The organism is Peribacillus sp. TH16 (genome assembly GCF_016651095.1).
Taxonomy (GTDB): Bacteria; Bacillota; Bacilli; order Bacillales; family DSM-1321; genus Peribacillus; species Peribacillus butanolivorans.
The window spans coordinates 2546783-2572133 of record NZ_JAEKEM010000009.1; the positions used below are offsets into that span (position 1 = coordinate 2546783).

Consider the following 25351-nt stretch of genomic DNA (forward strand, 5'->3'; position numbering starts at 1 on the left):
ATTAGATATAACCACTTTTGCCTACAGTCCTTTTTGTTTTAATATAGAAGTATTAAAACTTGAGGTGATGACGATGCTTTCGAAACATAATTCTATTCAGCGAGATCAACTTGAAATGATTACTTTGGATCAACTGGTGCCAGCGAACCATTTGGTTCGTAAAATTGAGGGGGCCATTGACTTCACTTTCATTTATGACTTGGTGAAAGAGATGTATTCAGAGATAGGGCGCCCAAGTATTGATCCAGTTATTTTAGTTAAATTGACATTCATTCAATATACCTTCGGTATTCGTTCGATGCGTAAAACGATTGAAGAAGTTGAAACGAATATGGCTTACCGTTGGTTTTTAGGTTACGGTTTCCATGATAAAGTACCTCACTTCTCAACGTTCGGGAAAAATTATGAGCGTCGCTTTAAAGATACAGACCTGTTTGAACGGATTTTTTATCGTATCTTAATGACAGCTTCAGAAAGAAAGTTAATAAGTGCAGAGCACGTATTCGTTGATTCAACACATGTGAAAGCCAGTGCGAATAAGCGAAAATTCGAAAAGAAAATCGTTCGTAAGGAAACACGAGCATATCAAGGACGCCTTCAAGAAGAAATAAATCAAGATCGTGAAAACAATGGAAAGAAGCCTTTTCCACCGGATAAATTTGATAAAGAAGAAACCAAAGAAATTAAAGAAAGTACAACTGACCCTGAGAGTGGCTACTATGTAAAAGATGAACGAACAAAACAGTTTGCCTATTCATTTCATGCGGCTGCGGACCGCAACGGTTTTGTGCTGGGGACGATTGTAACACCGGGAAATACGCATGATAGTCATATCTTAGAGCCTCTTGTTGAACAAGTGATTGAGAAAGTTGGAAAACCTGAAGCTGTTGCCGCAGATGCAGCTTACAAAACACCAGCCATTACAAGCTACCTTTTTGGGAAAGAAATCACACCAGCTTTACCCTATACACGTCCACGAACAAAAGAAGGGTTCTTTCGCAAGCATGACTATGTTTACGATGAACATTTTGATTGTTATCTCTGCCCATCGGGCGAGATTTTAAAGTACTCAACAACAAATAAAGAGGGCTATCGCGAGTACAAATCACCCAAACACACTTGTGCGACATGCTCATTTTTATCACAGTGTACAGTAAGCAAAGACCATCAAAAAGTGGTGACACGCCATATCTAGCAAAATTATATGGAAGAAGCAGATCATCTGCGTCATCACAAGGATGTAAAACCTATATATGCGAAACGTAAAGAAACAATAGAGCGTGTATTCGCAGATGCAAAAGAAAAGCATGGTATGCGTTGGACTACTTTAAGGGGACTTAAAAAATTGTCGATGCAGGCGATGCTTACTTTCGCTGCCATGAATTTAAAGAAGATAGCCAATTGGACATGGCAAGGTCCAAGAATGGCTTAATAAAGTGGGCTCGTAGAGGCCCAATCTCTTAATCTTGAGCAAAATTCAAAGGGAATTTCAAAAGGGGTCCGGAATTAAAACATTCCGAACCCCTTTTGTCTACAAACTGAGCAGCTATCCGTTAGGATAGCTGCTTCTTTTGTTTTTGCATACGAAAACAAGTATTATAAATATCCTGATCCATCATGTTTAGCATTTATGATTTCCTGCCAGAAGACTCCCTCTTCAAGCGTGTGAAGGGCGAGAGCCCATCGGTAAGGGAGAGATGAATGGCGGTTGGCATAAGCCAAAGTAATCTTTTGACAAACATACGTTCTGTGATTAATAATAACTATAAGGGGGTGAAACCAATGGTCGTAAACAAAGCTTATAAATTTCGAATCTATCCAACTAAAGAACAACTAGTCCTAATCAATAAAACGATCGGCTGCTCCCGTTTTGTCTATAACTTCTTTCTAGGCAAACAAATCGTGACCGTATCTAAAACGTTTGCTTCTAGCCAATTGTGTTCTAGCTGCGGTTATCAAAATAAAGACGTTAAACATCTGAATCTTCGTGAATGGGATTGTCCTTTTTGTTCTACTCACCACGATCGAGATATTAACGCAGGACTCAATCTAATGAATGAAGCCATAAGGCTTCTAACCGTAGGAACTACGGGAGTAGCCTAATTAAAAATTGGCCGATAGGCTAATGTTCTTAGGAATCCCCCACTTCAATCAGACCGTAAGGTCGATAAGTGGTGGGCAGTTCAAGAGTTCCTAGTTTTATAAAGTAAATAAATAAAGTATGGCGCCCCAATGCTTGCTGTAAAGACACCAGCAGGTATTTCTAATGGTGAAAATAAGGTTCGCCCAATCAAATCTGCGATCATAACTAGGATACCGCCTAGTAAGGCTGAAGTGGGCAATAACACTCCAAAACTTGAACCTACCAGCCTTCTAGCCATATGAGGAGCCATTAATCCAACGAAACCAATACCTCCTGCAAAAGCAGTAGCACCACCTATCAAAGCTGTGCTTATCATCAATAATGTAAATCGCTGTTTTTGAACTTGCCCTCCAAGCCCGGTTGCCAAGTCATCACCCAGCTCTTGTAAATTAATATTTCTTGCATAAAGAAAGGCTAGTAAAAGAAATAGGATGGTCCATGGCGCAAGCACGGCGATATTTTGCCAGCTAGAGTTAGACACTGATCCTGTAATCCAAAGGTTTGCCTGGCTTGCTTGATAGATGGGACCAAGAATCATCATCATAGTAGTGAGGGCTTTCATTAAAGCCATGACTCCTATCCCAATCAATACAAGTCTTATTGGGGGAACTCCATTTTTCCATGCTAAGAAATAAACAAGTAATGCAACAACTGTGGCACCAATAAACGCAGCTAGCGGCATCCAATTAATACTCACTGTTAAAGAATGATTTTTGTCGCTAAAAATAGCCATGAAACCAACAACAGCTACAGTTGCTCCTCCAGTTATTCCTAAAATATCAGGTGAGGCAAGTGGATTTCGAATCATCCCCTGAAGAATCCCCCCTGCTACTGCAAGACCCATCCCTACCAAAAGTGCCACAATAATTCTCGGCAGACGGAAAGACTGAATCACAAGGCGATCACCCTCAGTTCCTCCTCCAAGGAAGACCTGTAAGACACTCAAAGGGTGAATATTCATTTCACCTATCCCTGTACTGATCACAAACACTAAAGCAGTAACCAAAAATAATACAAAAACAACAATTATAGCTTTTTTGTCCATTAGGAATGATATTCTTTCATTGAATAAACGAAAGTTCTTATATGACTTCATCGACCGCTGAACCCCTTTCTGGCAATATAAATAAAGAATGGGGTTCCGATAATAGCTGTCATAACTCCGACTGGAACTTCCTGTGGCATCAAAATATACCTAGATATGATATCAGCTGCAAGCAAAAGCGCCGCCCCTAAAAGTCCAGCAAAAGGAATTAACCAGCGATGGTCAATACCTACTATAAAACGGGTAAGGTGGGGAACAACAATCCCAATAAAGCCAATTGGACCAGCAACCGCTACTGATCCTCCTGCGAGTAGGATAACTACCAGTCCCAGCACAATCTTAAGAAAAACTATATTTAAGCCAAGACCTTTTGCAACATCTTCACCCATAGATAACACATTCATTTTTCCAGATGTAAATAAGGCTAGGACCCATCCAACTGCAAGATACGGAAACACTGCAGTTAAATTATCCAAACTCCTACCGGAAACTGACCCTGCAAGCCAAAATAAAACTTGCTCTAAAAGTGCCTCATTTGAGACAAGAAGACCTTGTGTTAGCGAAGATACCATGGCTGTCATTGCTGCACCAGCCAATGTCAGCTTCATCGGTGTTAAACCGCCACGGCCCATGCTACCAATCATATATATACTTACCGCTGCTATAGCGGCTCCAATAAAAGACAGCCAAGTGAATACTTGAAGATTGCTTATTCCAAATATGGTGACTCCAGTAACAACCGCCAAGCCAGCCCCAGCATTGACCCCAAATATATCAGGAGAAGCAAGTGGGTTCTTAGTTAGAGTTTGCATTAATACACCTGAGATTGCTAGACTTGCACCAACTGCAGATGCGATAAGAGCGCGGGGAAGCCTTACAGATTGAATAACAATATGTTCATTTGATCCATTGAAATGTGTAAATGCGTCAATGGCCATTTGCCAAGTTGTATTCGTATAACCGTATACGATGCTTGAGCACAGTAAAAAAAGCAGCAAAACAATGGTAGTAAATATTCCCATCCATTTCTGCCATGTATTTTTTAATAACATATCCAATTACCTTCCCAATCACTTTTGTAAATACTTATGATAATTAATTGTACTGGCGGTAAAGGGAATATGTCAATGAATTTGAGAATCATTTTCAATTATATATTGACAGAAAAGTATATTCATTTTATGATGATGCTGTTAAGTGCGAATGATTATCATTTGCTCTATATTAGGAGGGATACATAAGATGTTTAAGATTAGATCACTTTTTACTATTATTACTTTATTTGCAGTCTTCCTTCTAGCAGCTTGCGGAAGTTCAAATGACCAAGCAGAAGGAAATAAGGCTGATGACAAAAAAGAAGAGAAAAGCTATACAATTGAACATGCAATGGGAACAACCAAATTAGAAAAACAACCTAAAAGAGTGGTAGTTCTTACAAATGAAGGTACAGAAGCATTACTAGCTTTAGGAGTTAAACCAGTTGGGGCTGTTCAATCTTGGCTTGGAGACCCTTGGTACGATCATATTAAAGAAGATATGGATGGTGTTGAAGTTGTTGGTGTTGAGCATGAGGTGAATTTAGAGAAAATTGCCGCATTAAAACCTGACTTAATTATCGGAAGCAAGATCCGCCAGGAAGCTGTATATGATAAATTAAGTGCAATTGCTCCTACTGTTTTTTCAGAAACACTTAGAGGAGATTGGAAAGAAAACTTTAAATTATATGCAAAAGCTTTAAATCTTGAAGAAAAAGGTAACGACGTAATTGCTCAATTTGATGCCCACACTGAAGATTTAAAAGCCAAACTTGGTGATAAGGTAAATCAAGAAGTTTCTATTGTTCGTTTCATGGCTGGAACAACTCGTATTTATTACACAGATTCATTCTCTGGAGTAATTTTCGATCAATTAGGATTTAAGCGTGCAGAGCAGCAGAAAGAACTATTTACTGCAGATAATAAACTTGGTAACCTTGCAATTGAGGTAGGAAAAGAAGTCATACCTAAAATGGATGGAGATATTCTTTTCTACTTCACATACGCACCTGAAGGTGACAAACAAGCCCTAAGTACAGCAAAAGAATGGACAAATGATCCTCTTTGGAAAAACCTGGATGCAGTGAAAAAAGGAAATGCCTATGAGGTCAGCGACGCAACATGGAATACGGCTGGCGGTGTTATTGCAGCTAACAAAATGCTAGATGATCTAGAAAAAATAATGCTTAAAAAGTAAAACTCATACAAAGAAACGGCCTTTCTTGATTTAAAAATCGAGAAAGGCCGTTTCTATTTTTCAAATCATTTCAATTGAAGTTTTGTCTCTTTCATCGAAATAAAAGTTAGTACTGTGGTCAAAGATCTATTCAATATATATTGAAATTATTATTAGCCGATCTGCTGAAGTCGTCTTGGCAACTATTTTCCTCTATATAGATTAACATCAAAAATAATACGTCCCGCAAAAATTATTAACGTGGAATTACGACACTATTCCAAGTGATTATGAAAAATCTCAATTACCCTGCTTGTCCACTTTCTTTCAATTGATCGTCAACAAACAGTATGCCTAATTCGTAATGCTCGCCGTCAAATAAGGCTCTTTGCACAAAACGAATTTGTTCATTATTACCGATTACCTCAAGCTTACAGTGAGCCCGATTTATTTGCAGCGCCCTGTATAACTCCTCTTCTTCCCTGACGACGATACCATTTATTTTCGAAATGATCTCGCCTTTTACTAACCCCATTTTATCCGCCGGGGACTGAGGGATAACGCCTAAGATCTGGACACCAAGCTTGCTTTTCGAAAAATAAAAAGGTAGCTTTGCATCCGAAACCTTTTGGGAATAATGCAGAAACTCTCGTCCTAGAAGAGCTAAAACAGCTGTTATAATGGCCAATAGCGGGTACCAGTTACTAATAACCGCGAATGCAGTAATCACAAACCCTAAAGCTCCCACCTTTTTACCATGGGCCTTAATGGCCTGTTCCGGAAGCGTTCCATGAACTTTTTGCTTAAACCCAATTAAAAAGGGCACAACAATCGGTGACAGATACACTTCTCCGATTGAAAAAACCGGATACCATTCGAAAGGTGCTGGAAGTTCACCTCCTGGAATCATAACGAACATCGGAATTAGCCATATTCGTTGAGAAACATACACACCTATTGGCTGTCCCCGCTTGGAAACCTCCAACTGAGGGGATATCTTTTTACTTCCATTGCTAACAATCAGAAAGCCTTCAGCAATCAATAAAAACCCAATCAAAATAACGAGTGTTGGATAGACAGATTGATTCAACTGATTAAACGCATCCTGAAATATCGGCAGTTGGATATCTCTATCGTATAAAAAGAAAAGGATAAAGAAGGTGACTCCCAATGTATAAACGGGTGAAACAAATCTCCGGTTCATGGTCAGCACAGCTATCATCGTAACCGCTGCCACAATGATTAGCGCCGCCAGCGGAATGACGATTCCAGAAGCCAAGGTGAGGAACGAAAGAATTAATCCCCAGATCACTCCTTGCGGAAACAAAGCACGTAGCTCCATGGATTTTCTGTAAATCTTCGTATTAAAGTCATGGCGTTCTCGTTTAACGCGAAGATAGCCTATGAATAAACAATATGCAATTGAAACATAAAGCAATGGATGAAGAAAAAGTTTTCCTAATCCTAGTAAGCATGCACTCAACCAATCTGTTGTCAATTTCTTCCCACCATCCTTACAAGTAATCAAATGTATGTATAATTTCTCCTAGTCAGTTATCTCCTATTCTATCAAATATGCCAGCTCCCTGCCTATTAAGATGAAGAAAAAAAAGCGTTTCCTTAAGTTTTCTCCGTTCATCGTATTTAAAATATCCACCCTGCAAATTGAAACCATGCAAAAAAGGCACCGCCACAAATGAGCGATGCCTTCTCCTTTACTTCACCACATAATTCAATGCCGTGCGCAACTGAATATCATTGTCTTCATCCTGAATTTTTTCCAGAATTGCGGTTTCTAGGTGTGCAGCGGTTTTAGTGTCCAGTTTACCAGTCACTTTCAAACCATACTGCTTTTGGAATGCTTTAACTGCTATCTCTGTACTCCAGTCATAATAGCCATCTTCACGTCCCGTTTCAAAACCAAGTCCTTTTAAAATAGTTTGGGCATATTGAATTTGTTCATCAGTCATATCACGCTGCAGTACCTTTTCAACGGACAGCTGATGGGCATCAAAGAAATCCGGCTGTTTTACTTCAATTGTAGGCTTAATCCCCTTTTTATGAATCCAGTTCCCAGACGGCGTCAGCCACTTGTATAGCGTAAGTTTAATCTTGCTGCCATCTCCCATTGGTACAGCCTGCTGTACAGTTCCCTTGCCGAATGTCTTCTCACCGATCAATGGGTAGCCCCCCGCCTCCTGCATCGCACCAGCCAGGATTTCTGAGGCCGAGGCACTGCCCTTATCCGTCAAGACGGCGATTGGATAATCCTTTTCTTTATTTAGATTTGTAAAAAAGGATTGCGTTTCACCCGTTCTCTCAGCAATTTGTAAATATGGTTTATCCTTTGTTATAAACTCTCCAAGTATCGTTTCCACACTCGATAGGAGGCCGCCTGGGTTGCCGCGCACATCTATGACCAATCCTTTAATCCCTTTCTTTTCTAACTCCTTCATCTGCTTTTTAAAATCAGATGCGGTATTTTCCGAGAATGTGGTTAATTCGATATAGCCAATTTGCTCTCCCGCCGCTTCTTTAATCGATGAAAAAACAGTATCAAGTGGAATTTCAGCACGAACCATATTGAATTCAATTGGATTTGAAACCCCCGCACGCTTTATTTCCATTTTAACGGCTGACCCTTTTTCACCACGGATCTTTAAGCGTGTTTCATACAAATCCAAACCTTCGACACTTTCATCATTCACCTTAAGGATTTGATCCTTCGGCTTTAACCCCGCTTTTTCAGCAGGGGAGTCTTTGTAAGGAGACACAATAATGACCTTACCATCTTCCATCCCGATTTCCGTACCGATCCCTTCAAACGAGGAATCTAAAGTTTCATTAAATTGCTTAGCGGTTTCTTTGTCCATATATACGGAATATGGATCTTTCAAAGCTGACAGCATACCTTGAATGGCACCTTCGACAAGGTGAGAACCGTCAACCTTGTCCACATACTGATTTACGATCAAACCATAAGCTTGTTCCACTTTTGCCCATTCCTTATCTTTTATTACCATTTGGTTTTCCTGTTTTGTCTCATTCTTACCTGGGGAGCTTGTCCAATATATGCCCCCCCCTGCCCCAATAACTAATGACATAATGATTGCTAGAGGAAGTACCCATTTTTTGACCATATTTATCCCCATTTCTGCCCTGATATGTATTTCAATATATGAGCAGCTTGGAGGAAATATGCTTGTAGACAATAGTGAACACAACAAAAAAACAGACTAGAATTTTATCCTAGTCTGTTTTTCTATTGATGTATTGGGTATTAATTAGGTATGTAGTTTAATGGATTTACTGCATTTGACTTGCTATAATTCCATGCACCTTTATGTAGCTCAAAGTGTAAATGCTGACCGTATGAATGTCCTGTGTTCCCCATAATACCAATTTGTTGACCTTTGGCAACAACAGAACCAGTACTTGCTTGTCTAGAGCTTAAATGTGCATACACCGTTGTCCATTGCTGACCACTGATTGAATGGGTAACAAAGATAACATTACCGTATGTACTAGAGAAGTAAGAACGGCTTACAACTCCGTCTGCTGCCGCTACAACAGGAACCGTTCCACTAGCAGCAATATCAATGCCGGCATGCTGTTTATTCCAACGTTCACCCATTGTTGAAGATACATATCCTGCACTTGGTCTAGTAAAAGTACCCGATGAAACAGCTGGCACTTGACTTACATTAGACGAAGATTGGGATGATGATGATGGTGATGGTGATGGTGATGAACTGTTGCTTTTTGCACTAGCCCCTGAAGAAGAAGATTGTTTTTTTGATTCAGCTGCCTGTGATGCCGCTTGTGATGCTGCTTGTGCCGCTGCTTGTGCCGCTGCTTGCTCTGCACGTTTTTTCGCTTCGGCTGCCGCTTTTTTACGAGCTGCTTCCAATTCTGCAAGACGGTTTTGTTCTAAGTTGATAGCCGATTTGATAGCAGTTTCTTGAGCAGCAAGGTTCGCTTTTTCTTCCTCTAAGCCCATTTTCTCATCTTCATGTTTTTTGGTTTGTTGCTTTAATTTCTTAACTAAAGCAGCCTTTTCTTGCTTCTGCTGTTTTTGTTGCTTTTGGATTTCCAAAAGTTCGGCTTTGGCTACTTCTAAACTAGCAAGCTTCTTTTCAACAGCTGTCTGCTTTTCTTCTAGGTCCTTTTTATCCAACTCATGCTGCTTTAAAATATCCCGATCGGCTTCAGCAATTGTCGCTACAGCTCCGACGCGGTCAATTAAATCACCGAAACTGGATGATCCGAATAACACTTCTAGGTAGTTCACGTCCCCACCAGTCTCTTGGAAAGAACGCGCCCTTTCCTTCAATACTTCATTACGTTTGGCGATCCGTTCTTTTAATACTTTAATCTCTTCTTTTAATGCTTCAATTTCTTTTTTCGTTTGTGTAATTTCAGCATTTTTAGCATCGATTTTTTTTGTCGATTCTGCAATTTTTGCTTCAATGGCTGCAATTTGTTCCTCTGCCGTCAATTGTTTATCCTGCAGGTTATCGATTTTTTTCTCAGTATCGGAAATATTCGATTCAACACCCGAACGTTTCTCCTGAATAGATTCTTTCTTTTGTTGCAAATCTGAAAGCGATTCAGCATAAGCCGAAGGTGCGACTAAAATGCTCCCCAACCCGATCATTATCGAAGCATTCATGGCAATGATATTTTTTTTCAACGTTTCATTTCCCCTTTCAATCCCGTCACATCTAACGCCTTGTAACGTCTCTCTATTTGTACTAGGCTTCTTTTGACATTCGAGTGTAAAAGAAGGTGTGAAGATACATTTTTATACTTTTAAGAACTTCCTAACGGACATCAAGCTGCCCCATATCCCGATAACGGCGCCTATTGCAATAAGAATGGCCGAAACTTGATAAATAAACGGGCTTGCAGGTAGAAAATCTATGAATTTAAACGTAATCTGTGGTGCTGCATATTTATAAATATTGTAATAGAGTACTGAAATCAGACCAATTGGCACGATTGAACCGAGAATTCCCAACCAGAGTCCCTCTAAGAAAAATGGCCAACGGATAAAGTTATTTGTTGCTCCTACTAATCTCATAATCTCAATTTCTTTTCTTCTAGCTACAATTGTAATTTTAATAGTATTCGAAATAAGGAACATCGCAGTAAAAAGCAAACCTACAATAAGAACGATTCCTATATTTCTGGCTATATTCACGAAACTGAATAGTTTCTCGACGTAGCCTTGTCCATATTTAACACTCTGGATATATTCAAAACCTTCAATTTTTTTTGCCACCTTGATGACATCTTGCGGAGATTTCGTTTTGATAATGTAAACGTCCCTTAATGGGTTGTCCTGTTCAAATGGTTTGAAGGCATCACCATTATCGCCTAAATCATCTATTAAATTGGTGAGCTCTTCATCTTTTGGAGAGAATATGACTGTTTCGATGCCGCTCATCTCTGTAATTTTCTTACCGATTGCTTTAATATCGTCATCATTCGCAGCATTATCAATATGTGCACGAACTTCGACATCCTTCTCCACATTTCCCGCGATATGATTTAAATTCATCATGAGCACTAAAAAAACGCCAACCAATGTTAGAGTGACTGTTACTGCACTGACTGATGCAAACGTCATCCAACCATTACGGCCAATATTTTTAAAACTTTCACGGAAGTGACGGAGTAATGTTCTAAATTTCATATCCGTAATCACCTCGATGTTCGTCTCGAACTATTTTTCCACTTTCAATGGCAATGACACGTCGTTTAATATTGTTAACGATGTCCCTATTATGTGTGGCCATGACGAGTGTTGTTCCACGATTATTAATTTCTTCAAATATGTTCATAATTTCCCATGATGTTTCAGGATCTAGATTCCCTGTAGGTTCATCGGCGATAACCACCTTAGGGTCATTGACGATCGAACGTGCAATCGCAACCCTCTGCTGTTCTCCACCAGATAGTTCAGAAGGTAGCATTCTAGCTTTATGTTTAATCCCTACTAGATCAAGAACTTCCATGACTCTCATTTTAATTTCTTCTGGTTCTTTTTCGATAACTTCCATCGCAAATGCAACATTTTCATAAACTGTGAAGGTTTGAAGGAGTTTGAAATCTTGGAATACCATACCGATATTACGGCGGAATAGAGGAACTTTCGAATTGCGGATACTTGGAAGGCTGACACCATTTACCAAGATATTACCACTTGTCGGCTTTTCTTCCCGATACATCATTTTGATGAAGGTCGATTTGCCGGCACCGCTGGGTCCTACTACATAAACGAATTCGCCTGGTTTTATTTTTACATTGAGTCCATTAATGGCAATTACGCCATTAGGATAGGTCTTTTTCACATCTATCATTTCTATCATTCTAAAACCACCTAATTTGCTTGTTTTTATATCTATGTAACTAAGCTTTTTCGACAATTTTCACTGGAATCTGACAGGAATCTTTCTTACTAGAGCACAGAAACATTATAACATCTAATTTTGTCAAATTAAGAATAAAAATATTACAGTTTCATTTCAGTGAGAAAGATTATCAACATCTACGTAATAATTCTAGGATTAGTTTTCTTGATTAGGGATTAGATGTGGGTTTTCTGTGGATTTAAAAGGAGGATAAATGAAACGCCCCGCTATATGCAGAACGTTTCTATAGTCGTTATTTATGTTCAGCAAGCCATTCAGCAACTTTGCTCGCTTCGGTTCCCTGAATTATACCTTTTGGCATTGCTCCTTGACCCTTTGCAATGACTTGCTCGATTTCTTCTTTTGATAATCTCGAACCAACTTTCGTTAAATTCGGTCCTACGCCACCTTCAAGATTTACTGCATGACAGCTTGAACATTTGTTTTCATAAATTTTCGCTGCATCTCCTGCATCTACGGTTGTAGTTTCGTTTTTATCACTTGCTGGCTCATTATCTGCATTATCATTGTTTCCTCCGCATGCAGCCAAGGCGAGAGACGTACCCATTAATAAGGCTAACCATTTCTTTTTCATAGAATTTACCCCCTCTGATTTATACCAGTACAGAAATATTATACCAATTTTAATCTAGTTTAAAACCCTCCCCAAGTACTTCCGATGCATCCATTACGATCACAAACGCTTTAGGGTCAACAAGTTTAACCAATTGTTTCAATTTAGTGAATTCCGACTGGTCTATTACACACATCAATATTGGACGAGTATCATCCGTATAGCCGCCATACCCGGAAATTCGTGTTACTCCCCGGTCTAGCTCATGTAAGATAGCATTCCTTACTTCCATTTCATTATTCATGATAATTAATGCCATCTTAGAACGATTCAACCCAACCTGAACGAGATCAATCGTCTTGCTTGTCACATATAAACCTATTAACGCATAAAGCCCTTTTTCAATATCAAAAACAATCGCAGCGCTTAAGACAATGATTCCATCAATGACAGCTACACATGTCCCTAATGACATATGGGTATACTTATGAATAATCTGCGCCGCTAAATCCGTTCCCCCTGTGGAACCCTTCCCACGGAAAACAATTCCTAACCCAAGGCCCACCATAATTCCCCCACATATTGAACCAAGCAAAGCATCATTCGTCCATGGCTCCCAATCCTTTGTAAGGAAAACAACAAGCGGTAAGAACAAGGTTCCAATCAGACTCTTGGCACCAAAATGCCGTCCAAGTATAATAAGTCCAGCAATAAATAAGGGAATATTACATCCCCACAGAACATAGGCTGGCTCCCAACCGAGCGTAGAATCGAGAATCGTACTAATTCCGCTGACTCCGCCTGAAGCAATTTGGTTGGGAAGCAAGAATACATTAAAACCAATTGCAATAATAGCCGAACCGACAATTACCAACCCATACTCCATTAACTTTTGTATCAAAGGGTGCTTCTGCTCCCGGTATCTTTTTCTCATTCTATATTGTCTCCTAAAAAACCATCATTTTTTATCTAGTATTGGCCGAACGTTGTATTGCATCCCCTATAAGATCCTGTAAAAGTCAGCCAAATGACTTTTACAGTGGTAGTAAATTGAACTTCCATGTATACGTAATCATAAAAAAAGCCGAACCAGAAAATCCGGCCCGACTTTTACTTCTTATAATTTTGAACGTAAATAAGCATCAATGAACATATCGATATCTCCGTCCATGACAGCTCCCAAGTTTCCTGTCTCCGCACTAGTACGGTGGTCTTTTACCATGGAGTAGGGATGGAAGACGTAAGAACGAATTTGGCTTCCCCAGCCAATTTCCTTTTGCTCTCCGCGAATTTCATCCAAATCGGCTTGCTGTTGTTCAATTTCAAGTTGATATAATTTGGCTTTCAGCATATTCATGGCTTGAGCCTTGTTTTTGATTTGCGATCTCTCGTTTTGGCACGTTACCACAGTATTTGTAGGTAAATGCGTAATCCTTACGGCTGAGTCAGTTGTATTGATATGCTGACCACCTGCCCCACTTGCCCGGTACGTATCAACCTTCAGATCTTCCGTACGAATTTCTATATTAATCGTCTCGTCGAATTCAGGCATAACTTCGCAAGAAACGAATGAAGTATGACGGCGCCCTGATGAATCGAAAGGAGAAATTCGAACTAGACGGTGAACACCTTTTTCTGCTTTCAAATAACCATATGCGTTATGGCCCTTAAACAGAAGCGTGACACTCTTGATTCCAGCTTCATCACCTGGAAGGTAATCAAGGGTTTCTACTTTAAAGCCCCTTTTTTCACCCCATCTTGTATACATACGAAGCAACATTGAACCCCAATCTTGGGACTCAGTTCCACCTGCACCAGGATGCAATTCCAGAATTGCATTTTTCGAATCATATTCTTCACTTAGTAAAAGTTGAAGTTCAAATTCATTCATCTTTTGTGAAAGAATCGTGATTTCTTCTACCAACTCAGCAAGAAGTTCTTCATCGCTTTCTTCTTTCACTAATTCATACGTCAAATCCAGATTTTCATATGCATCATTCAAATCGGACAATTGATTGACTTGATCTTTCAATGCATTCGTTTCATTGATGACAGTCTGTGCTTTTGACTGATCATTCCAAAAATCAGGGTGTGTCATCTCATTTTCTAGTTGTGCGATTCGTGCCTCTTTTTCATCTAAGTCAAAGAGACCCCCTAAAGTCTGTTAATCGTTGTGCGGTTCGTTCAAGTTCATTTCTAATTTCTGCTAATTCCATTTCTCTTCACCTCATTAAGTATGTTAAAAAAACCCCTGTACAGGGATGTGTTTCAAACCAATAAACATCTTCAAACTATACGCAAACTAAACATGAAAAGAGGCGGCAAGTTCTTACACCGTCTCTCTTATCATTATACACCTAACTTTAAGCTAAATTACCATGGCAATTCTTATATTTTTTGCCGCTGCCACATGGACATAAGGCATTTCGCCCGACTTCATCCTTTTTACGGGCTGGAGCCTTCTTCACTTTTCCTCCATCTTCTTCCTTCGGATTGACCGCTTGTCCTTTTATGACTTCTTTCCGCTCTAAATTGTTGCGAATTTCAGCTTTCATAATGTATTTAGCGACTTCATCTTCCATGGAGGCAATCATGGCTTCAAACATTGCGAAACCTTCTGATTGGTATTCACGAAGTGGGTCAATTTGACCATAAGCACGAAGGTGAATCCCTTGACGCAATTGTTCCATAGCATCGATATGGTCCATCCATTTGCTATCCACCGCACGAAGAACGATAACCTTTTCAAACTCTCGCATTTGATCTTCTGAAAGCTCTGCTTCTTTTTGATCATAGTCTTCTTTCACTTTATCTAAAATAAATTCAACCAATTCCGATTCATTTTTTCCTTCTAAATCTTCTATTGTGATTGAACCTTCATTGAATAGGTTACCATTCAAGTAATCGACAAGACCTTGTAAGTTCCAGCCTTCTTCATCACCCATTGGGGCAAACGCAGCAACATTGCGCTGAATGGATGCCTCAATCATCGTCTCAACAATTTCACGTAAGTTTTCACTTTCCATCACATCAAAACGCTGTTTATAGATGATTTCCCGTTGTTGACGTAGGACATCGTCATACTGCAGCAATTGTTTACGCGAATCAAAGTTATTCCCTTCCACTCGTTTCTGAGCAGATTCAACGGCTCTCGTCACCATTTTACTTTGAATTGGCTGTGAATCATCCATACCAAGACGTGCCATCATACTTTTCATATTATCCGAACCGAAGCGTCGCATCAGTTCATCTTCCATTGATAAATAGAATTGAGTAACCCCAGGATCTCCCTGACGACCGGAACGACCACGCAACTGGTTATCTATCCTTCGACTTTCATGACGCTCCGTACCGATAACAGCAAGGCCGCCAAGTTCTTTGACACCTTCGCCAAGCTTGATATCCGTACCACGGCCAGCCATGTTAGTAGCGATTGTAACTGAACCTTGATTACCTGCATTCGCAATGATTTCTGCTTCACGCTCATGATTCTTTGCATTCAAAACATCATGAGGTATACCTTTTTTGGATAAATACGCAGAAATGACTTCAGACGTTTCAATGGCAACAGTACCAACAAGCACTGGCTGTCCTTTTGTATAACGCTCAGCGATGTCTTCCACAACAGCGCGGAATTTCCCATCCGTTGACGCGTAAATAAGATCGGCGCGGTCATCACGAACAATATTCCGGTTTGTTGGAATCGCAATAACATTCATATTATAGATATTCCGAAATTCCTCTTCCTCTGTCTTAGCTGTACCTGTCATACCAGAAAGTTTTTCGTACATCCGGAAATAGTTTTGGAACGTGATGGTTGCAAGAGTCATGCTTTCATTTTGAATTTCAAGGCCCTCTTTTGCTTCAATTGCCTGATGAAGACCTTCACTATAACGACGGCCCTTCATTAAACGGCCAGTGAATTGATCGACGATGACAATCTCGCCATCTTGAACAACATAATCCACATCCAAATGCATGGAAACATGCGCCTTCAAAGCCTGATTAATATGATGGTTTAAGGTAACATGGTTGATATCGAACAAGTTATCGATATTAAATGCTCTTTCAGCACGGTTCATACCTTCTTCGGTCAGCTGAACACCTTTTGTTTTTTCATCATACGTATAGTCCGTTTCTTTTTGTAACGTCCTCACAAACGCATTTGCTTGGATGTAAAGCTGTGCCGATTTTTGCGCTGAACCAGAAATAATCAATGGCGTTCTCGCTTCATCAATCAAAATCGAATCGACTTCATCGATGACAGCAAAATGCAACGGGCGCTGTACCATTTGTTCTTTATACAAAACCATATTGTCACGCAAGTAATCAAAGCCTAACTCATTATTCGTGCTATAAGTAATGTCAGCATTGTAGGCAGCTTGTTTTTCTTCTTTAGAATGACTGTTCAAATTCAACCCAACAGTCAAACCCAGGAAATCATACAATACACCCATCTCAGTTGCATCACGGTGCGCCAAGTATTCATTGACAGTCACGACATGCACACCTTTACCAGTAAGCGCGTTTAAATAAACCGGCATGGTTGATGTTAATGTTTTACCTTCCCCCGTTTTCATCTCAGAGATGTTTCCATCATGAAGTGATGCCCCACCCATGATTTGAACACGGTAAGGATACAAACCAAGAGCTCGTTTTGCCCCTTCACGCGCAACCGCAAAAGCTTCAACAAGCAAATCATCCACGGTTTCCCCGTTTTGATAACGCTCCTTAAACTCCTCTGTTTTGGCGCGCAACTGCTCATCCGATAACGCAGCTGTCTCATCAGCCAGCGCTTCGACCTGATCAGCGACTTTTTCCAGACGCTTAATTTCTCGCTTATTCGGATCAAAAACTTTATTTAATATATTAAGCATTCAATAACGCTCCTCTATTATGGTAATGATCATTCAATAACACATTCATATAAGTAAGAAGAAACACACCTTCTGTTAATACTAATCCAAGCTTAATTTTAACACTTCTATTCTAGAGGTACAACTTCATGTCACTCTATGTCTATGGACCTGAATTCAGTTCTTACGAAAAACATTGGATAAAAGAGGGGTAAAACTGTTAAAATAGAGGGAAGTAGCAAAAGTACATTACACACTCCCCACTTTTCACATGAGTCCTTAACAAGACAAACGAAAATGCGAAGTAAGCACAACCTTCTATCAATAGAAATTTTTGGTCCCTCTATGACTGATAGTCAGTTGAAGCAATCTAGCTTTTCAGGCTTCCTATTCCTGTGATTTTATGTGGGTTTAAAACTTATAAATCGAAGATAAATAGAACATGTTTCGAGGTGGTATTGTTGATTGGTGAACGTGTAAAAAAACTGCGAGAAGAAAAGAAAATGTCAATGACTGAACTAGCCGATAAAGCCGGAGTAGCAAAGTCATACTTAAGTTCGCTCGAGCGTAACTTACAAACGAATCCTTCTATTCAATTTCTCGAAAAAATCTCTGCTGTACTTAACATTCCTGTAGATGCCCTTCTTTACGATGCACCAAATAAGGAATCCTTGGACACTGACTGGATGAAAATTGTTGAGGAAGCTATGAATTCTGGCGTTTCAAAACAACAATTCAGAGAGTTCATTGAGTTTAATAAATGGAGAAAAGATAAACAAGAATAGATGAATTCTAAACTATCTTCACAAACATAAATAGTACTGCTCTATCAAACTAGTATTGATAGAATTTCAGAAAATAAAATAATCCCTATAAGCAGCTATGTTGTAAATCAACTGTTTATAGGGATGTTTTTTTCATTCCTTTTTGGTTCTTAGTTTTCATTGTTCTGCTCTAGTGGCACATTTAGATTCTCTTTTTTTAAAAAAGCACTAATTTCTTCTTTCTTAAAACCCAATTTCCTAGCTTCTGAAATCAACTTCACCCATTCTTGATCCACTTCCACGTTAACCACCTCTTTTATCCTCCTAAAATACTACTTGTATGTATTTCAGGCAGACCAGCCATCTTAGCATTAAGCAAACTTAGGCCTGTGCCTTTGCGCCCTCATCTTTCGCTGAGCTTGCCTTTGTCAGGGAAATTATTACAAAAACTATATTTATTAAGTTATTATAGCGAATATTTGCTCCAAATATTGCTACTTTATGTCGCTAAATTACCACAATGCACAACTTTTTATCGACAAAATATTACAAAATCAAGAAATCCATGATATTTTTTGTCTATTTCATGTACAAAACAAGATGGTTCAAATGATTCACGTTCGTTTTTTTATAAAATTATAAACATTGCCCTTCTTATTCAAACGATGGGGCATATTAATTCTTTCCATAATAAGTGCATCAAAGGCTTTTTGCGCAGACAAGTCCTCACCGCATAGGTCGGACAAAGCCAACCTCCATATTCTGCACTGCTAAAAGACGCTCTATGACATGTATAGCAATTTTTCTGATACAAAAATCCAACTCCTCTGCACCATAATCAAATCATTTTACATAAATAAATTATTGTTCTTTTTAAAGAACTTTAATCTGAGTATAGTGCAATAGGAGGGGTTATTTAAATAGGTATAAGTACCTATTTATCTTATTAAAGAACGGAAAATGTTCTTTTTAAAGAAAATACAATACATTCCATACTTCATTGTGTTTTTTAGAGAACAATGAAATTCCCAGGAGCCAACCAATTAATCGATACTATTTGATACCTTGTTTTCAACAGATGGATTTTACTTATTATCACATTATCAAAACACTTATCAAATTGCCGAAAGATCATTAAGGAAAAAGGAAGGAAATATAAACAACCATTGACTTCTATGGTTGAAATCGGTGGTTATTTTTCCAGAGCTTATAGAACTCCTTAGCCCAAATGAACATTGCAATGGATGGAGTAAAATTTAAAAAGCACAACCCATAGTCTGGGTTGTGCTTTTGTTTATAGATTCATATTAACTAGGTTCAATTAATCCGTAGCGCCCATCTTTACGACGGTACACAACGTTCGTTGTATTTGTATCCGCATTGGTGTAAACGAAGAAACTGTGACCAAGCATATTCATTTGCAGAATCGCTTCTTCACTATCCATTGGCTTCAAATCAAAGCGCTTATTGCGGACTACTTCAATATCAGTATCATCTTCAAATTCATCCACCACTTCATCAATTTCCGTATTAAAGGCGAACGCCTCAGGAGTTGTAGATAAGTTGTTACGGAATTTACGATTGACTTTCGTTTTATGTTTACGAATTTGGCGTTCAAGCTTGTCATTAATCAAGTCAATAGCAGCATACATATCCGCATTTTCCTCTTCAGCGCGAAGAACCAAATTCTGCATAGGAATCGTCACTTCGACCTTGGATGTATTATTGTTAACTTTCAAATTCACTAACACATTTGCATCTGGTGTATTGTTAAAATATCGTTCTAACTTGCCAATTTTCTTTTCGACGTATTCTCGAATTGCTGGAGTTACCTCAATGTTTTCACCGCGTACGTTGTAATTCATAAAGTGAGTCCTCCTTAAATTAAGACTATACAGTTAGATTCTACAATACCCCTCCGGTTTCCTTTAGAAACACATCATGAAATATGTCGAGATTATGAAACAATTGTCGGAAGGTTAGGAAAGGGTTGATGTCTGCCCTAGCTTTATTATAACAAATACAAAGCTATAAAGAAAAAATTAAGCCCTTAATATTTACAGAAAATTTAAAAACAATTAACATTAAAACTGTTTGCAATTAAAACGGCTGATTAATATCTAATTTCTTTTATCGTAGAACACGCCATCTGTGGATAATGATTGATAAGGGTTCACATATTTATTAGTAGATTCTTTTTTGAGACTTAGCTGTTTAATATCGCGTTGGATTTCTACTTTTTGTTCTTCTAGAAGTTGTGAAACTTTTTCGTTGAGTTCGATTAACTTCTTCCCTAAATCCTGTTCAGAATCAGAAAAAGGCGGTTGAATCCCTGCCATCAACTTCTCCCGCTCCTCAAGCAAGGCCTCAACCTTTTCAATTTTCCGGTCCCGATCCTGCTCATTTTCCAACGTCGAAAGTAATTGGTTCGTTGCCTCATAAAAATGTTGAATAGCTCCCATTATGCTTGACCACTATTGGCAAATTGCTTCTGGCGGTTCAACTGAATAGCTTCCTTCCATGTATCGCGAAATTCCATGACAAACCCTTCAACCTCTTCTAAAATATCCAGATCACTTTTAATGTTGGCTTCAATCAAGCGTCGATTCAAATAATCATAAAGGGACATTAATTCCTTGGATATAGCCAAATCCATTTTTAATGTGACCATTAGCTCCTGAATGATTTTTTGCGCTTTAATTAAATTCGTGTTTTTTTCTTGAAAGTTTTTTTCCGCAATTGCTTTTTTGCCCAATGTAATAAACTTAAGGCATCCATTATAAAGCATTAACGTAAGTTCACCTGGAGAGGCAGTATTCACCGAATTTTGTTGATAAGATTGGTAGGGATTATTGATTGCCATCATTCAAACTTCCTTTCTAAAATTGCTTAGCTGAAATACTGAGATAGGCTGCTGCTTTGACTATTCGCTTTCGAAATCGCTTTCTCCATGGCTGTGAATTGATTATAATAGCGGGTTTCTAAAGCCTTCAGCTTGTCTTGCCAACTATCTATTTTCGTATTGTAGCTATTTAAGAGTTTTCCAATCGTGAAACTTGAATTATTAACAGAAGTCGCTTTACCTGCTTTATCTTGGATATTAGTCATCGTCGCTTTGATATCAGCCCTCAACCTTTTGGCCAATCCCATTTCACCAGTTGTTTCTCCTGATTTCATAAACAAATCATAAATTTTGTTTGGATCCTCTGAAATAGCAGCACGCAGTTTTTCTTCGTTAATGGTTAACTTACCACCTTCAAGATAGTTACTTGTAGTAGTTATTCCAATTTCACTTAATGAGTTGACGGAGTTGCTTCCACCAACAGAGGTATATAGCGAGGTCCGCATTTTCGTAAGGAGACCCGTCAACATAGAATCTCCCCGAAGTGTCCCACTCTTTGCCTTCGTTTCCCACAGTTTAATTTCATCCTCAGTCATGTCTTTCCTTTGTGCCGTGGTCAACGGTTGGTATGCACGGTACTTTGTTTCATCTGTCTTCGTTTTGATGTTAGCGATAATCTCATTGTACTTGTCAACGAATTGGGTAACAGTATCTAGAACTGCGTCTACATCTGAGGTAGACGAAAAGGTTACCGGACCCGTATTCCCCTGTTTAAGAGTAATTTCAACACCGTTAATGGTGAATGTGTTGGCGGAACGTTCAATATCCAGACCGTTATAATTTAAGGTTGCATTTTGACCGGCCGTTCCTCTACTCGCTCCAACAGCAACTATATTATTTTCATCTAAATTTAGGAGATCCGTAAAGAGTGTACCACTCAAACCAATTTCTGCAGTAACACTCGTTCCATCTTCTCTTGTTAATCCATCTGGAACTGCCCCCGTGTTTTTCGCCGTAAATGAAATCTGTTTCGTGTTCTGATCATAAAAAGCGGTAACACCTGAATTAGCATTAATTTTTGATATTAAACTATTTAACGTATCAGTATCTTCAATTTTTGTTGTAAAGGTATTTAAAGAACCGTCCTTATTAATCGTTTCAATTTTTATTTCCTGTCCTATATACGCTTCAGGAATGATATCTGTTGCTTTTTCAACTCCCACTGCCCCATTACTGAGCATAGTTGCTGCTGAAGCTAATTTTCCTACTGTCAAAGTCCCAGAAAAATCAACCGTTGAATTGATATTCTTTACTGAGATTGCATTAGGATCAGAAACTGACACTGTTTTCTTAATAAAGGATTTTTGCATCCCCACTCCATCTTTAATAAGGGTATCCAGTTCCAACAATAACTTATTGATCTCACGATAATCATCTCGCTGCCATTCAGCATTTTGTTTCTTTTGTTCTAGCGTATCCAAAGGAACACGTGCAGCCTGCATCATACTGCTAACAAGCGCGTCAATATCCATCCCACTCGCTAAACCGTTAATTCTTACCATCGTAACATCACCTACCTATACTTTTTCATCTACCATAATACCGACGAACTCGGTCATCGCTGCATAAAAGTCTAAAAGCTTCTTTGGTGGGATTTCCCGAATCGTTTCATTGGTTACGTCATCCACAACCTTGACATAATACTCATTCAATTTTTCATGATATTCAAAACGAACTGCCGTATGTGTTGGATTCAGAAAGGTGTTTAAACTATCAACTACATCTTGAACCCTTTCTTTTGAAGGCTCAATATTAGATTCCGCACTTTGTTCTGAATAGGTAACTGTATTTATTTCTCTCTGATAGTAGGAACTAATTCCATCTGAAATTGCTGTTCTAAGTTGTGAGGAAAGAATATTCGTGGATAAACTCTCCAGCATCTTAATGCCCCCAATGTATTATCTTTATTTTTTATATCGGTAATTACTATTTTATATTTAGGCTTTCAACATTTCTTAAGAAGTAAGATATACGGGATTTATTTAGTAAGCATCTATTTAAAACCTTGGAAACTTTGATTATACCTATGACTTTCTGTATTCTTCGATAATTATTCTTTTACTAACTCTCTATGAAAAAGGATTCTACCTTAGCGAGTTTAATATGGACTATTAAATAATACTTTAGCAATTTAATTTCCTTAGAAACGAAAAAAGACTCTAGAAAAATTCTAGAGTCCTTTTTTTCTAAACTGTAGAGTAAAAATTAACGTAATAACTGAAGAACACCCTGTGGTTGTTGATTAGCTTGAGCCAACATTGCTTGAGCTGCTTGAGAAAGAATTGAATTCTTAGTTTGGTTCATCATTTCTTTTGCCATATCAACGTCACGTACACGAGACTCAGCAGCAGTTAAGTTTTCTGAAGCATTATTTAGATTATTGATTGTATGCTCCAAACGGTTTTGAACTGCTCCTAGATATGAACGACCTGAAGAAACAGATTCTATTTGAGCCTGTACAGCAGTAACAGCAGCATCAGCACCTGCTTGAGTTGATATATCTAATGCAGCAACAGCAGTGTGAGCAGCAGATAAATCAACACCTACAGTAGTTAGGTCGATGTCAATTGTTTGACCTGCATCAGCGCCAACTTGAATTTTACCGTTTGCGTCTGAACCGTCCAGCAATTTTTTTGTGTTGAAAGTCGTATTGTCTTTAATACGCTCTATTTCTGAAGAAAGTTGTGCAAATTCATCTTGTAAAGCTTTACGATCTGCATCTACATTTGTGTCATTTGATGCTTGAACTGCTAATTCACGCTGACGTTGAAGGATAGAATGTACTTCATTAAGTCCTCCCTCAGCTGTTTGAATTAAAGAGATACCATCTTGGGCGTTACGAGAAGCTTGGTCAAGACCACGAATTTGCCCACGCATTTTTTCAGAAATAGCAAGACCTGCTGCGTCGTCACCTGCACGGTTGATGCGAAGACCTGAAGCAAGTTTCTCCATTGATTTAGATTGTGCATTTGTTGCACTTGATAATTGACGGTGTGTGTTTAGAGCTGCGATATTGTGATTAATAATCATTTTTGTTTCCTCCTTGAGTTTTAAGTTCCCACATCCATGTGGTTTTTTACGATGAATAGTGAATAAGACTCCCGTCTATTTCACTACTTAACGTTGTATGTATAATATCGACGTGCGTAGAAACATATTTAGAGATTTTAAGATTTTTTCTTGAAATGTTCATATAAATTTTCCAGAATACTGGTTTCTGTTTTAGTAGCTTCATTATTTTCTTGCTGAATTGATAGATAGATTTCTTTTCGATGAATCTCCACATTTTTTGGAGCATTGATACCAAGTTTGATCTGTTCGCCTTCTATAGCTAAGACCGTAATTTCAATATCATTACCTATCATGATCGATTCATTAGATTTTCTAGTTAGAACAAGCATTATTTTTCCTCCTGTTCTACTGAAGGTTCAATAAGAAGATGCTTAGTCATGTAGCCACTTCCATTCATGATAAACTGCTTTCCTGTTTTTTTAGAGCTATTTAAAATGATAGGTGCTTGAAGATTAGCGGTCGTTTTCTTGAAAGGTTCGTGGATTGTTAAAATGACGAACGTAATAACCTCCTTTTCTGCTTCTATTTGCAAAGTAGATAGTACCTCATCAGAAAGCTTCACTTCATAATCATGAAAAATATCAAAAGGGTTCAAAATAATAAAAGCAACCTCTTTTGTTGTTAGAGATTGCAGAACGACAAATGGTGTTTCCTCCAAAGCTAGCAAACAAAACTGTTTTTCGTCTAAAAACCCTGGTATCCCGCTTTCAAATGTATAAATGTTTTCTTGTGCTATCTCTATTTCGCCATGAAATTTTGTTTGTCTATTCATATATGTTTTCACTCACCTATCTCATCTGGAAACAAATTAATGAAATCTATATCCAGCGAATTTTCTTGTAAAACTTCCACTTCTACATTACCTGGCGTGTATGTATGGTTTGGCTTATTAACCTGCACATCGATGATCGGTTTTTGAGGGGTTGCTTCAATTTCTACCTGAGCCGGTTGATAGTCCAGCTGAACACTGAAATGAGAGGGAATCCAGCCGAGATTGAATTGCTTTTCTGGCCCCTTGCTGTTTCGCTTCGCCTGAACCGCGATTGCATTACCTCCGTTTTCAATATGTCTCAACTCTGTGCCCTGCTGTGACCTTCTTGCCATACCTGCCAGCCAATCCTGATAGCCCTGCTGTGCAAATTCCTCAACTCGCTTGGATAGGCTTTTCAAATCCATATCTTCTCTCGCTTTTGTTTGATCAATCGTTAGCTTCCCTGGGGTTATCTGAATTTCTAAGATTGCTCTCGGCTGTTCAATTGATTGGTCCGCTGCCTTCTGTTCAATTTCCTGTACAGGTTGGTCTATATTCAATCCAATCTTCATTGAGGAAGACTGCAATTGTATTTGTGGCATTTGCATCCTTATCGC

At 38.7% G+C, this 25351-nt stretch carries 23 protein-coding genes, 3 pseudogenes and 1 riboswitch; of the genes and pseudogenes, 5 read left to right on the forward strand and 21 right to left on the reverse strand.

Annotated elements, in window-relative coordinates; genetic code table 11:
- Positions 1-73: 73 nt before the first annotated feature.
- The 3 pseudogenes from JFV29_RS26410 to JFV29_RS26415 form a co-directional block, all read left to right on the forward strand.
- Positions 74-1432 (forward strand): annotated as a pseudogene (locus tag JFV29_RS26410) (IS1182 family transposase).
- A gap of 350 nt (positions 1433-1782) precedes the next feature.
- A pseudogene (locus JFV29_RS31290) lies at positions 1783-1890 on the forward strand (helix-turn-helix domain-containing protein); the annotation flags it as partial.
- A pseudogene (locus JFV29_RS26415) lies at positions 1891-2103 on the forward strand (zinc ribbon domain-containing protein); the annotation flags it as partial.
- Positions 2104-2183: 80 nt separating this feature from the next.
- Here the strand turns inward: JFV29_RS26415 and JFV29_RS26420 are convergent.
- Together JFV29_RS26420 and JFV29_RS26425 are read right to left on the reverse strand one after the other, a co-directional pair.
- Positions 2184-3239 carry a FecCD family ABC transporter permease gene (locus tag JFV29_RS26420; protein WP_201187367.1) on the reverse strand — a complete coding sequence of 352 codons (1056 nt, stop codon included), beginning with the start codon at positions 3237-3239 and terminating at the stop codon, positions 2184-2186.
- Positions 3236-4240 (reverse strand): FecCD family ABC transporter permease, encoded by a 1005-nt coding sequence (locus JFV29_RS26425; RefSeq protein WP_201187368.1) that lies wholly within the window; start codon positions 4238-4240, stop codon positions 3236-3238. Before JFV29_RS26425 ends, JFV29_RS26420 begins: the two co-directional genes overlap by 4 nt.
- 190 nt (positions 4241-4430) lie before the next feature.
- On the opposite strand from JFV29_RS26425, the gene JFV29_RS26430 reads away from it, so the two are divergent.
- On the forward strand, positions 4431-5420 hold the full coding sequence (locus JFV29_RS26430; RefSeq protein ID WP_056524448.1) for an ABC transporter substrate-binding protein: 990 nt from the start codon (positions 4431-4433) through the stop codon (positions 5418-5420).
- A 283-nt stretch (positions 5421-5703) separates the two neighbouring features.
- Here the strand turns inward: JFV29_RS26430 and JFV29_RS26435 are convergent, their stop codons facing one another.
- From JFV29_RS26435 to secA, 9 genes are all read right to left on the reverse strand, one after another.
- Positions 5704-6897: a PDZ domain-containing protein gene (locus JFV29_RS26435; RefSeq protein ID WP_201187369.1), complete on the reverse strand. Its 1194-nt coding sequence runs from the start codon at positions 6895-6897 to the stop codon at positions 5704-5706.
- 217 nt (positions 6898-7114) lie between these two features.
- A complete protein-coding gene (locus tag JFV29_RS26440; RefSeq protein WP_201187371.1) occupies positions 7115-8539 on the reverse strand; it encodes a S41 family peptidase in 1425 nt (474 codons plus the stop codon).
- A gap of 140 nt (positions 8540-8679) precedes the next feature.
- Positions 8680-10092 carry a murein hydrolase activator EnvC family protein gene (locus JFV29_RS26445; RefSeq protein WP_201187373.1) on the reverse strand — a complete coding sequence of 471 codons (1413 nt, stop codon included), beginning with the start codon at positions 10090-10092 and terminating at the stop codon, positions 8680-8682.
- A 111-nt stretch (positions 10093-10203) separates the two neighbouring features.
- Positions 10204-11097 (reverse strand): permease-like cell division protein FtsX, encoded by an 894-nt coding sequence (ftsX, locus tag JFV29_RS26450; RefSeq protein WP_201187375.1) that lies wholly within the window; start codon positions 11095-11097, stop codon positions 10204-10206.
- Positions 11087-11773: a cell division ATP-binding protein FtsE gene (ftsE, locus tag JFV29_RS26455; protein ID WP_201187377.1), complete on the reverse strand. Its 687-nt coding sequence runs from the start codon at positions 11771-11773 to the stop codon at positions 11087-11089. Before ftsE ends, ftsX begins: the two co-directional genes overlap by 11 nt.
- Before the next feature lie 295 nt (positions 11774-12068).
- Positions 12069-12410 (reverse strand): cytochrome c551, encoded by a 342-nt coding sequence (cccB, locus tag JFV29_RS26460; RefSeq protein ID WP_201187379.1) that lies wholly within the window; start codon positions 12408-12410, stop codon positions 12069-12071.
- A gap of 49 nt (positions 12411-12459) precedes the next feature.
- Complete coding sequence (locus JFV29_RS26465) at positions 12460-13275, reverse strand: YitT family protein (protein WP_376106588.1); 816 nt, start codon at positions 13273-13275, stop codon at positions 12460-12462.
- Positions 13276-13506: 231 nt separating this feature from the next.
- A protein-coding gene (gene prfB, locus JFV29_RS26470; RefSeq protein WP_235569524.1) for a peptide chain release factor 2 occupies positions 13507-14605 on the reverse strand; the annotation gives its coding sequence in 2 pieces (ribosomal slippage) (positions 13507-14541 and positions 14543-14605; 1098 coding nt in all).
- Between the two features lie 147 nt (positions 14606-14752).
- The gene (secA, locus tag JFV29_RS26475) at positions 14753-17266 is read right to left on the reverse strand and encodes a preprotein translocase subunit SecA (protein WP_201187380.1); all 2514 of its coding nucleotides are present in this window, start codon (positions 17264-17266) and stop codon (positions 14753-14755) included.
- Positions 17267-17706: 440 nt separating this feature from the next.
- Between secA and JFV29_RS26480 the strand changes: the two genes are divergently transcribed.
- Positions 17707-18030 carry a helix-turn-helix domain-containing protein gene (locus JFV29_RS26480; protein ID WP_201187381.1) on the forward strand — a complete coding sequence of 108 codons (324 nt, stop codon included), beginning with the start codon at positions 17707-17709 and terminating at the stop codon, positions 18028-18030.
- A gap of 149 nt (positions 18031-18179) precedes the next feature.
- Here JFV29_RS26480 and JFV29_RS26485 read toward each other — a convergent pair whose 3' ends face one another.
- The 10 genes from JFV29_RS26485 to JFV29_RS26530 all read right to left on the reverse strand — a co-directional run bounded on the left by JFV29_RS26485 (position 18180) and on the right by JFV29_RS26530 (position 25342).
- Positions 18180-18320 carry an anti-repressor SinI family protein gene (locus JFV29_RS26485; RefSeq protein WP_309558283.1) on the reverse strand — a complete coding sequence of 47 codons (141 nt, stop codon included), beginning with the start codon at positions 18318-18320 and terminating at the stop codon, positions 18180-18182.
- A gap of 36 nt (positions 18321-18356) precedes the next feature.
- A riboswitch (cyclic di-GMP riboswitch) is annotated at positions 18357-18443 on the reverse strand.
- 873 nt (positions 18444-19316) lie between these two features.
- Positions 19317-19874 (reverse strand): ribosome hibernation-promoting factor, HPF/YfiA family, encoded by a 558-nt coding sequence (gene hpf, locus JFV29_RS26490; RefSeq protein WP_053348571.1) that lies wholly within the window; start codon positions 19872-19874, stop codon positions 19317-19319.
- A gap of 255 nt (positions 19875-20129) precedes the next feature.
- Positions 20130-20471, reverse strand: a complete 342-nt coding sequence (locus JFV29_RS26495; RefSeq protein WP_053348570.1) for a flagellar protein FliT — start codon at positions 20469-20471, stop codon at positions 20130-20132.
- Positions 20471-20872 (reverse strand): flagellar export chaperone FliS, encoded by a 402-nt coding sequence (gene fliS / locus JFV29_RS26500; protein WP_116821167.1) that lies wholly within the window; start codon positions 20870-20872, stop codon positions 20471-20473. Before fliS ends, JFV29_RS26495 begins: the two co-directional genes overlap by 1 nt.
- Positions 20873-20898: 26 nt before the next feature.
- Positions 20899-22413 (reverse strand): flagellar hook-associated protein 2, encoded by a 1515-nt coding sequence (locus JFV29_RS26505; RefSeq protein WP_201187382.1) that lies wholly within the window; start codon positions 22411-22413, stop codon positions 20899-20901.
- Between the two features lie 15 nt (positions 22414-22428).
- Positions 22429-22791: a flagellar protein FlaG gene (gene flaG, locus JFV29_RS26510; RefSeq protein WP_201187383.1), complete on the reverse strand. Its 363-nt coding sequence runs from the start codon at positions 22789-22791 to the stop codon at positions 22429-22431.
- A 325-nt stretch (positions 22792-23116) separates the two neighbouring features.
- On the reverse strand, positions 23117-23941 hold the full coding sequence (locus JFV29_RS26515) for a flagellin N-terminal helical domain-containing protein (RefSeq protein WP_201187384.1): 825 nt from the start codon (positions 23939-23941) through the stop codon (positions 23117-23119).
- Between the two features lie 137 nt (positions 23942-24078).
- The gene (gene csrA / locus JFV29_RS26520) at positions 24079-24312 is read right to left on the reverse strand and encodes a carbon storage regulator CsrA (protein WP_056524408.1); all 234 of its coding nucleotides are present in this window, start codon (positions 24310-24312) and stop codon (positions 24079-24081) included.
- On the reverse strand, positions 24312-24755 hold the full coding sequence (fliW, locus tag JFV29_RS26525) for a flagellar assembly protein FliW (protein ID WP_201187386.1): 444 nt from the start codon (positions 24753-24755) through the stop codon (positions 24312-24314). The genes csrA and fliW overlap by 1 nt, the downstream gene beginning before the upstream one ends.
- A gap of 8 nt (positions 24756-24763) precedes the next feature.
- Entirely contained in the window at positions 24764-25342 is a 579-nt protein-coding gene (locus JFV29_RS26530; RefSeq protein WP_201187388.1) for a DUF6470 family protein, read from the reverse strand.
- Positions 25343-25351: the final 9 nt, after the last annotated feature.

Excerpts from the sequence above, each read along its gene's own strand:
- JFV29_RS26420 (WP_201187367.1), bottom strand. The coding sequence starts at position 3,239 with ATGAAGTCATATAAGAACTTTCGTTTATTCAATGAAAGAATATCATTC.
- JFV29_RS26425 (WP_201187368.1), bottom strand. The coding sequence starts at position 4,240 with ATGTTATTAAAAAATACATGGCAGAAATGGATGGGAATATTTACTACC.
- JFV29_RS26430 (WP_056524448.1), top strand. The coding sequence starts at position 4,431 with ATGTTTAAGATTAGATCACTTTTTACTATTATTACTTTATTTGCAGTC.
- JFV29_RS26440 (WP_201187371.1), bottom strand. The coding sequence starts at position 8,539 with ATGGTCAAAAAATGGGTACTTCCTCTAGCAATCATTATGTCATTAGTT.
- ftsX (WP_201187375.1), bottom strand. The coding sequence starts at position 11,097 with ATGAAATTTAGAACATTACTCCGTCACTTCCGTGAAAGTTTTAAAAAT.
- ftsE (WP_201187377.1), bottom strand. The coding sequence starts at position 11,773 with ATGATAGAAATGATAGATGTGAAAAAGACCTATCCTAATGGCGTAATT.
- cccB (WP_201187379.1), bottom strand. The coding sequence starts at position 12,410 with ATGAAAAAGAAATGGTTAGCCTTATTAATGGGTACGTCTCTCGCCTTG.
- JFV29_RS26465 (WP_376106588.1), bottom strand. The coding sequence starts at position 13,275 with ATGGAGTATGGGTTGGTAATTGTCGGTTCGGCTATTATTGCAATTGGT.
- secA (WP_201187380.1), bottom strand. The coding sequence starts at position 17,266 with ATGCTTAATATATTAAATAAAGTTTTTGATCCGAATAAGCGAGAAATT.
- hpf (WP_053348571.1), bottom strand. The coding sequence starts at position 19,874 with ATGAATTACAACGTACGCGGTGAAAACATTGAGGTAACTCCAGCAATT.
- JFV29_RS26495 (WP_053348570.1), bottom strand. The coding sequence starts at position 20,471 with ATGGGAGCTATTCAACATTTTTATGAGGCAACGAACCAATTACTTTCG.
- fliS (WP_116821167.1), bottom strand. The coding sequence starts at position 20,872 with ATGGCAATCAATAATCCCTACCAATCTTATCAACAAAATTCGGTGAAT.
- JFV29_RS26505 (WP_201187382.1), bottom strand. The coding sequence starts at position 22,413 with ATGGTAAGAATTAACGGTTTAGCGAGTGGGATGGATATTGACGCGCTT.
- flaG (WP_201187383.1), bottom strand. The coding sequence starts at position 22,791 with ATGCTGGAGAGTTTATCCACGAATATTCTTTCCTCACAACTTAGAACA.
- JFV29_RS26515 (WP_201187384.1), bottom strand. The coding sequence starts at position 23,941 with ATGATTATTAATCACAATATCGCAGCTCTAAACACACACCGTCAATTA.
- csrA (WP_056524408.1), bottom strand. The coding sequence starts at position 24,312 with ATGCTTGTTCTAACTAGAAAATCTAATGAATCGATCATGATAGGTAAT.
- fliW (WP_201187386.1), bottom strand. The coding sequence starts at position 24,755 with ATGAATAGACAAACAAAATTTCATGGCGAAATAGAGATAGCACAAGAA.
- JFV29_RS26530 (WP_201187388.1), bottom strand. The coding sequence starts at position 25,342 with ATGCAAATGCCACAAATACAATTGCAGTCTTCCTCAATGAAGATTGGA.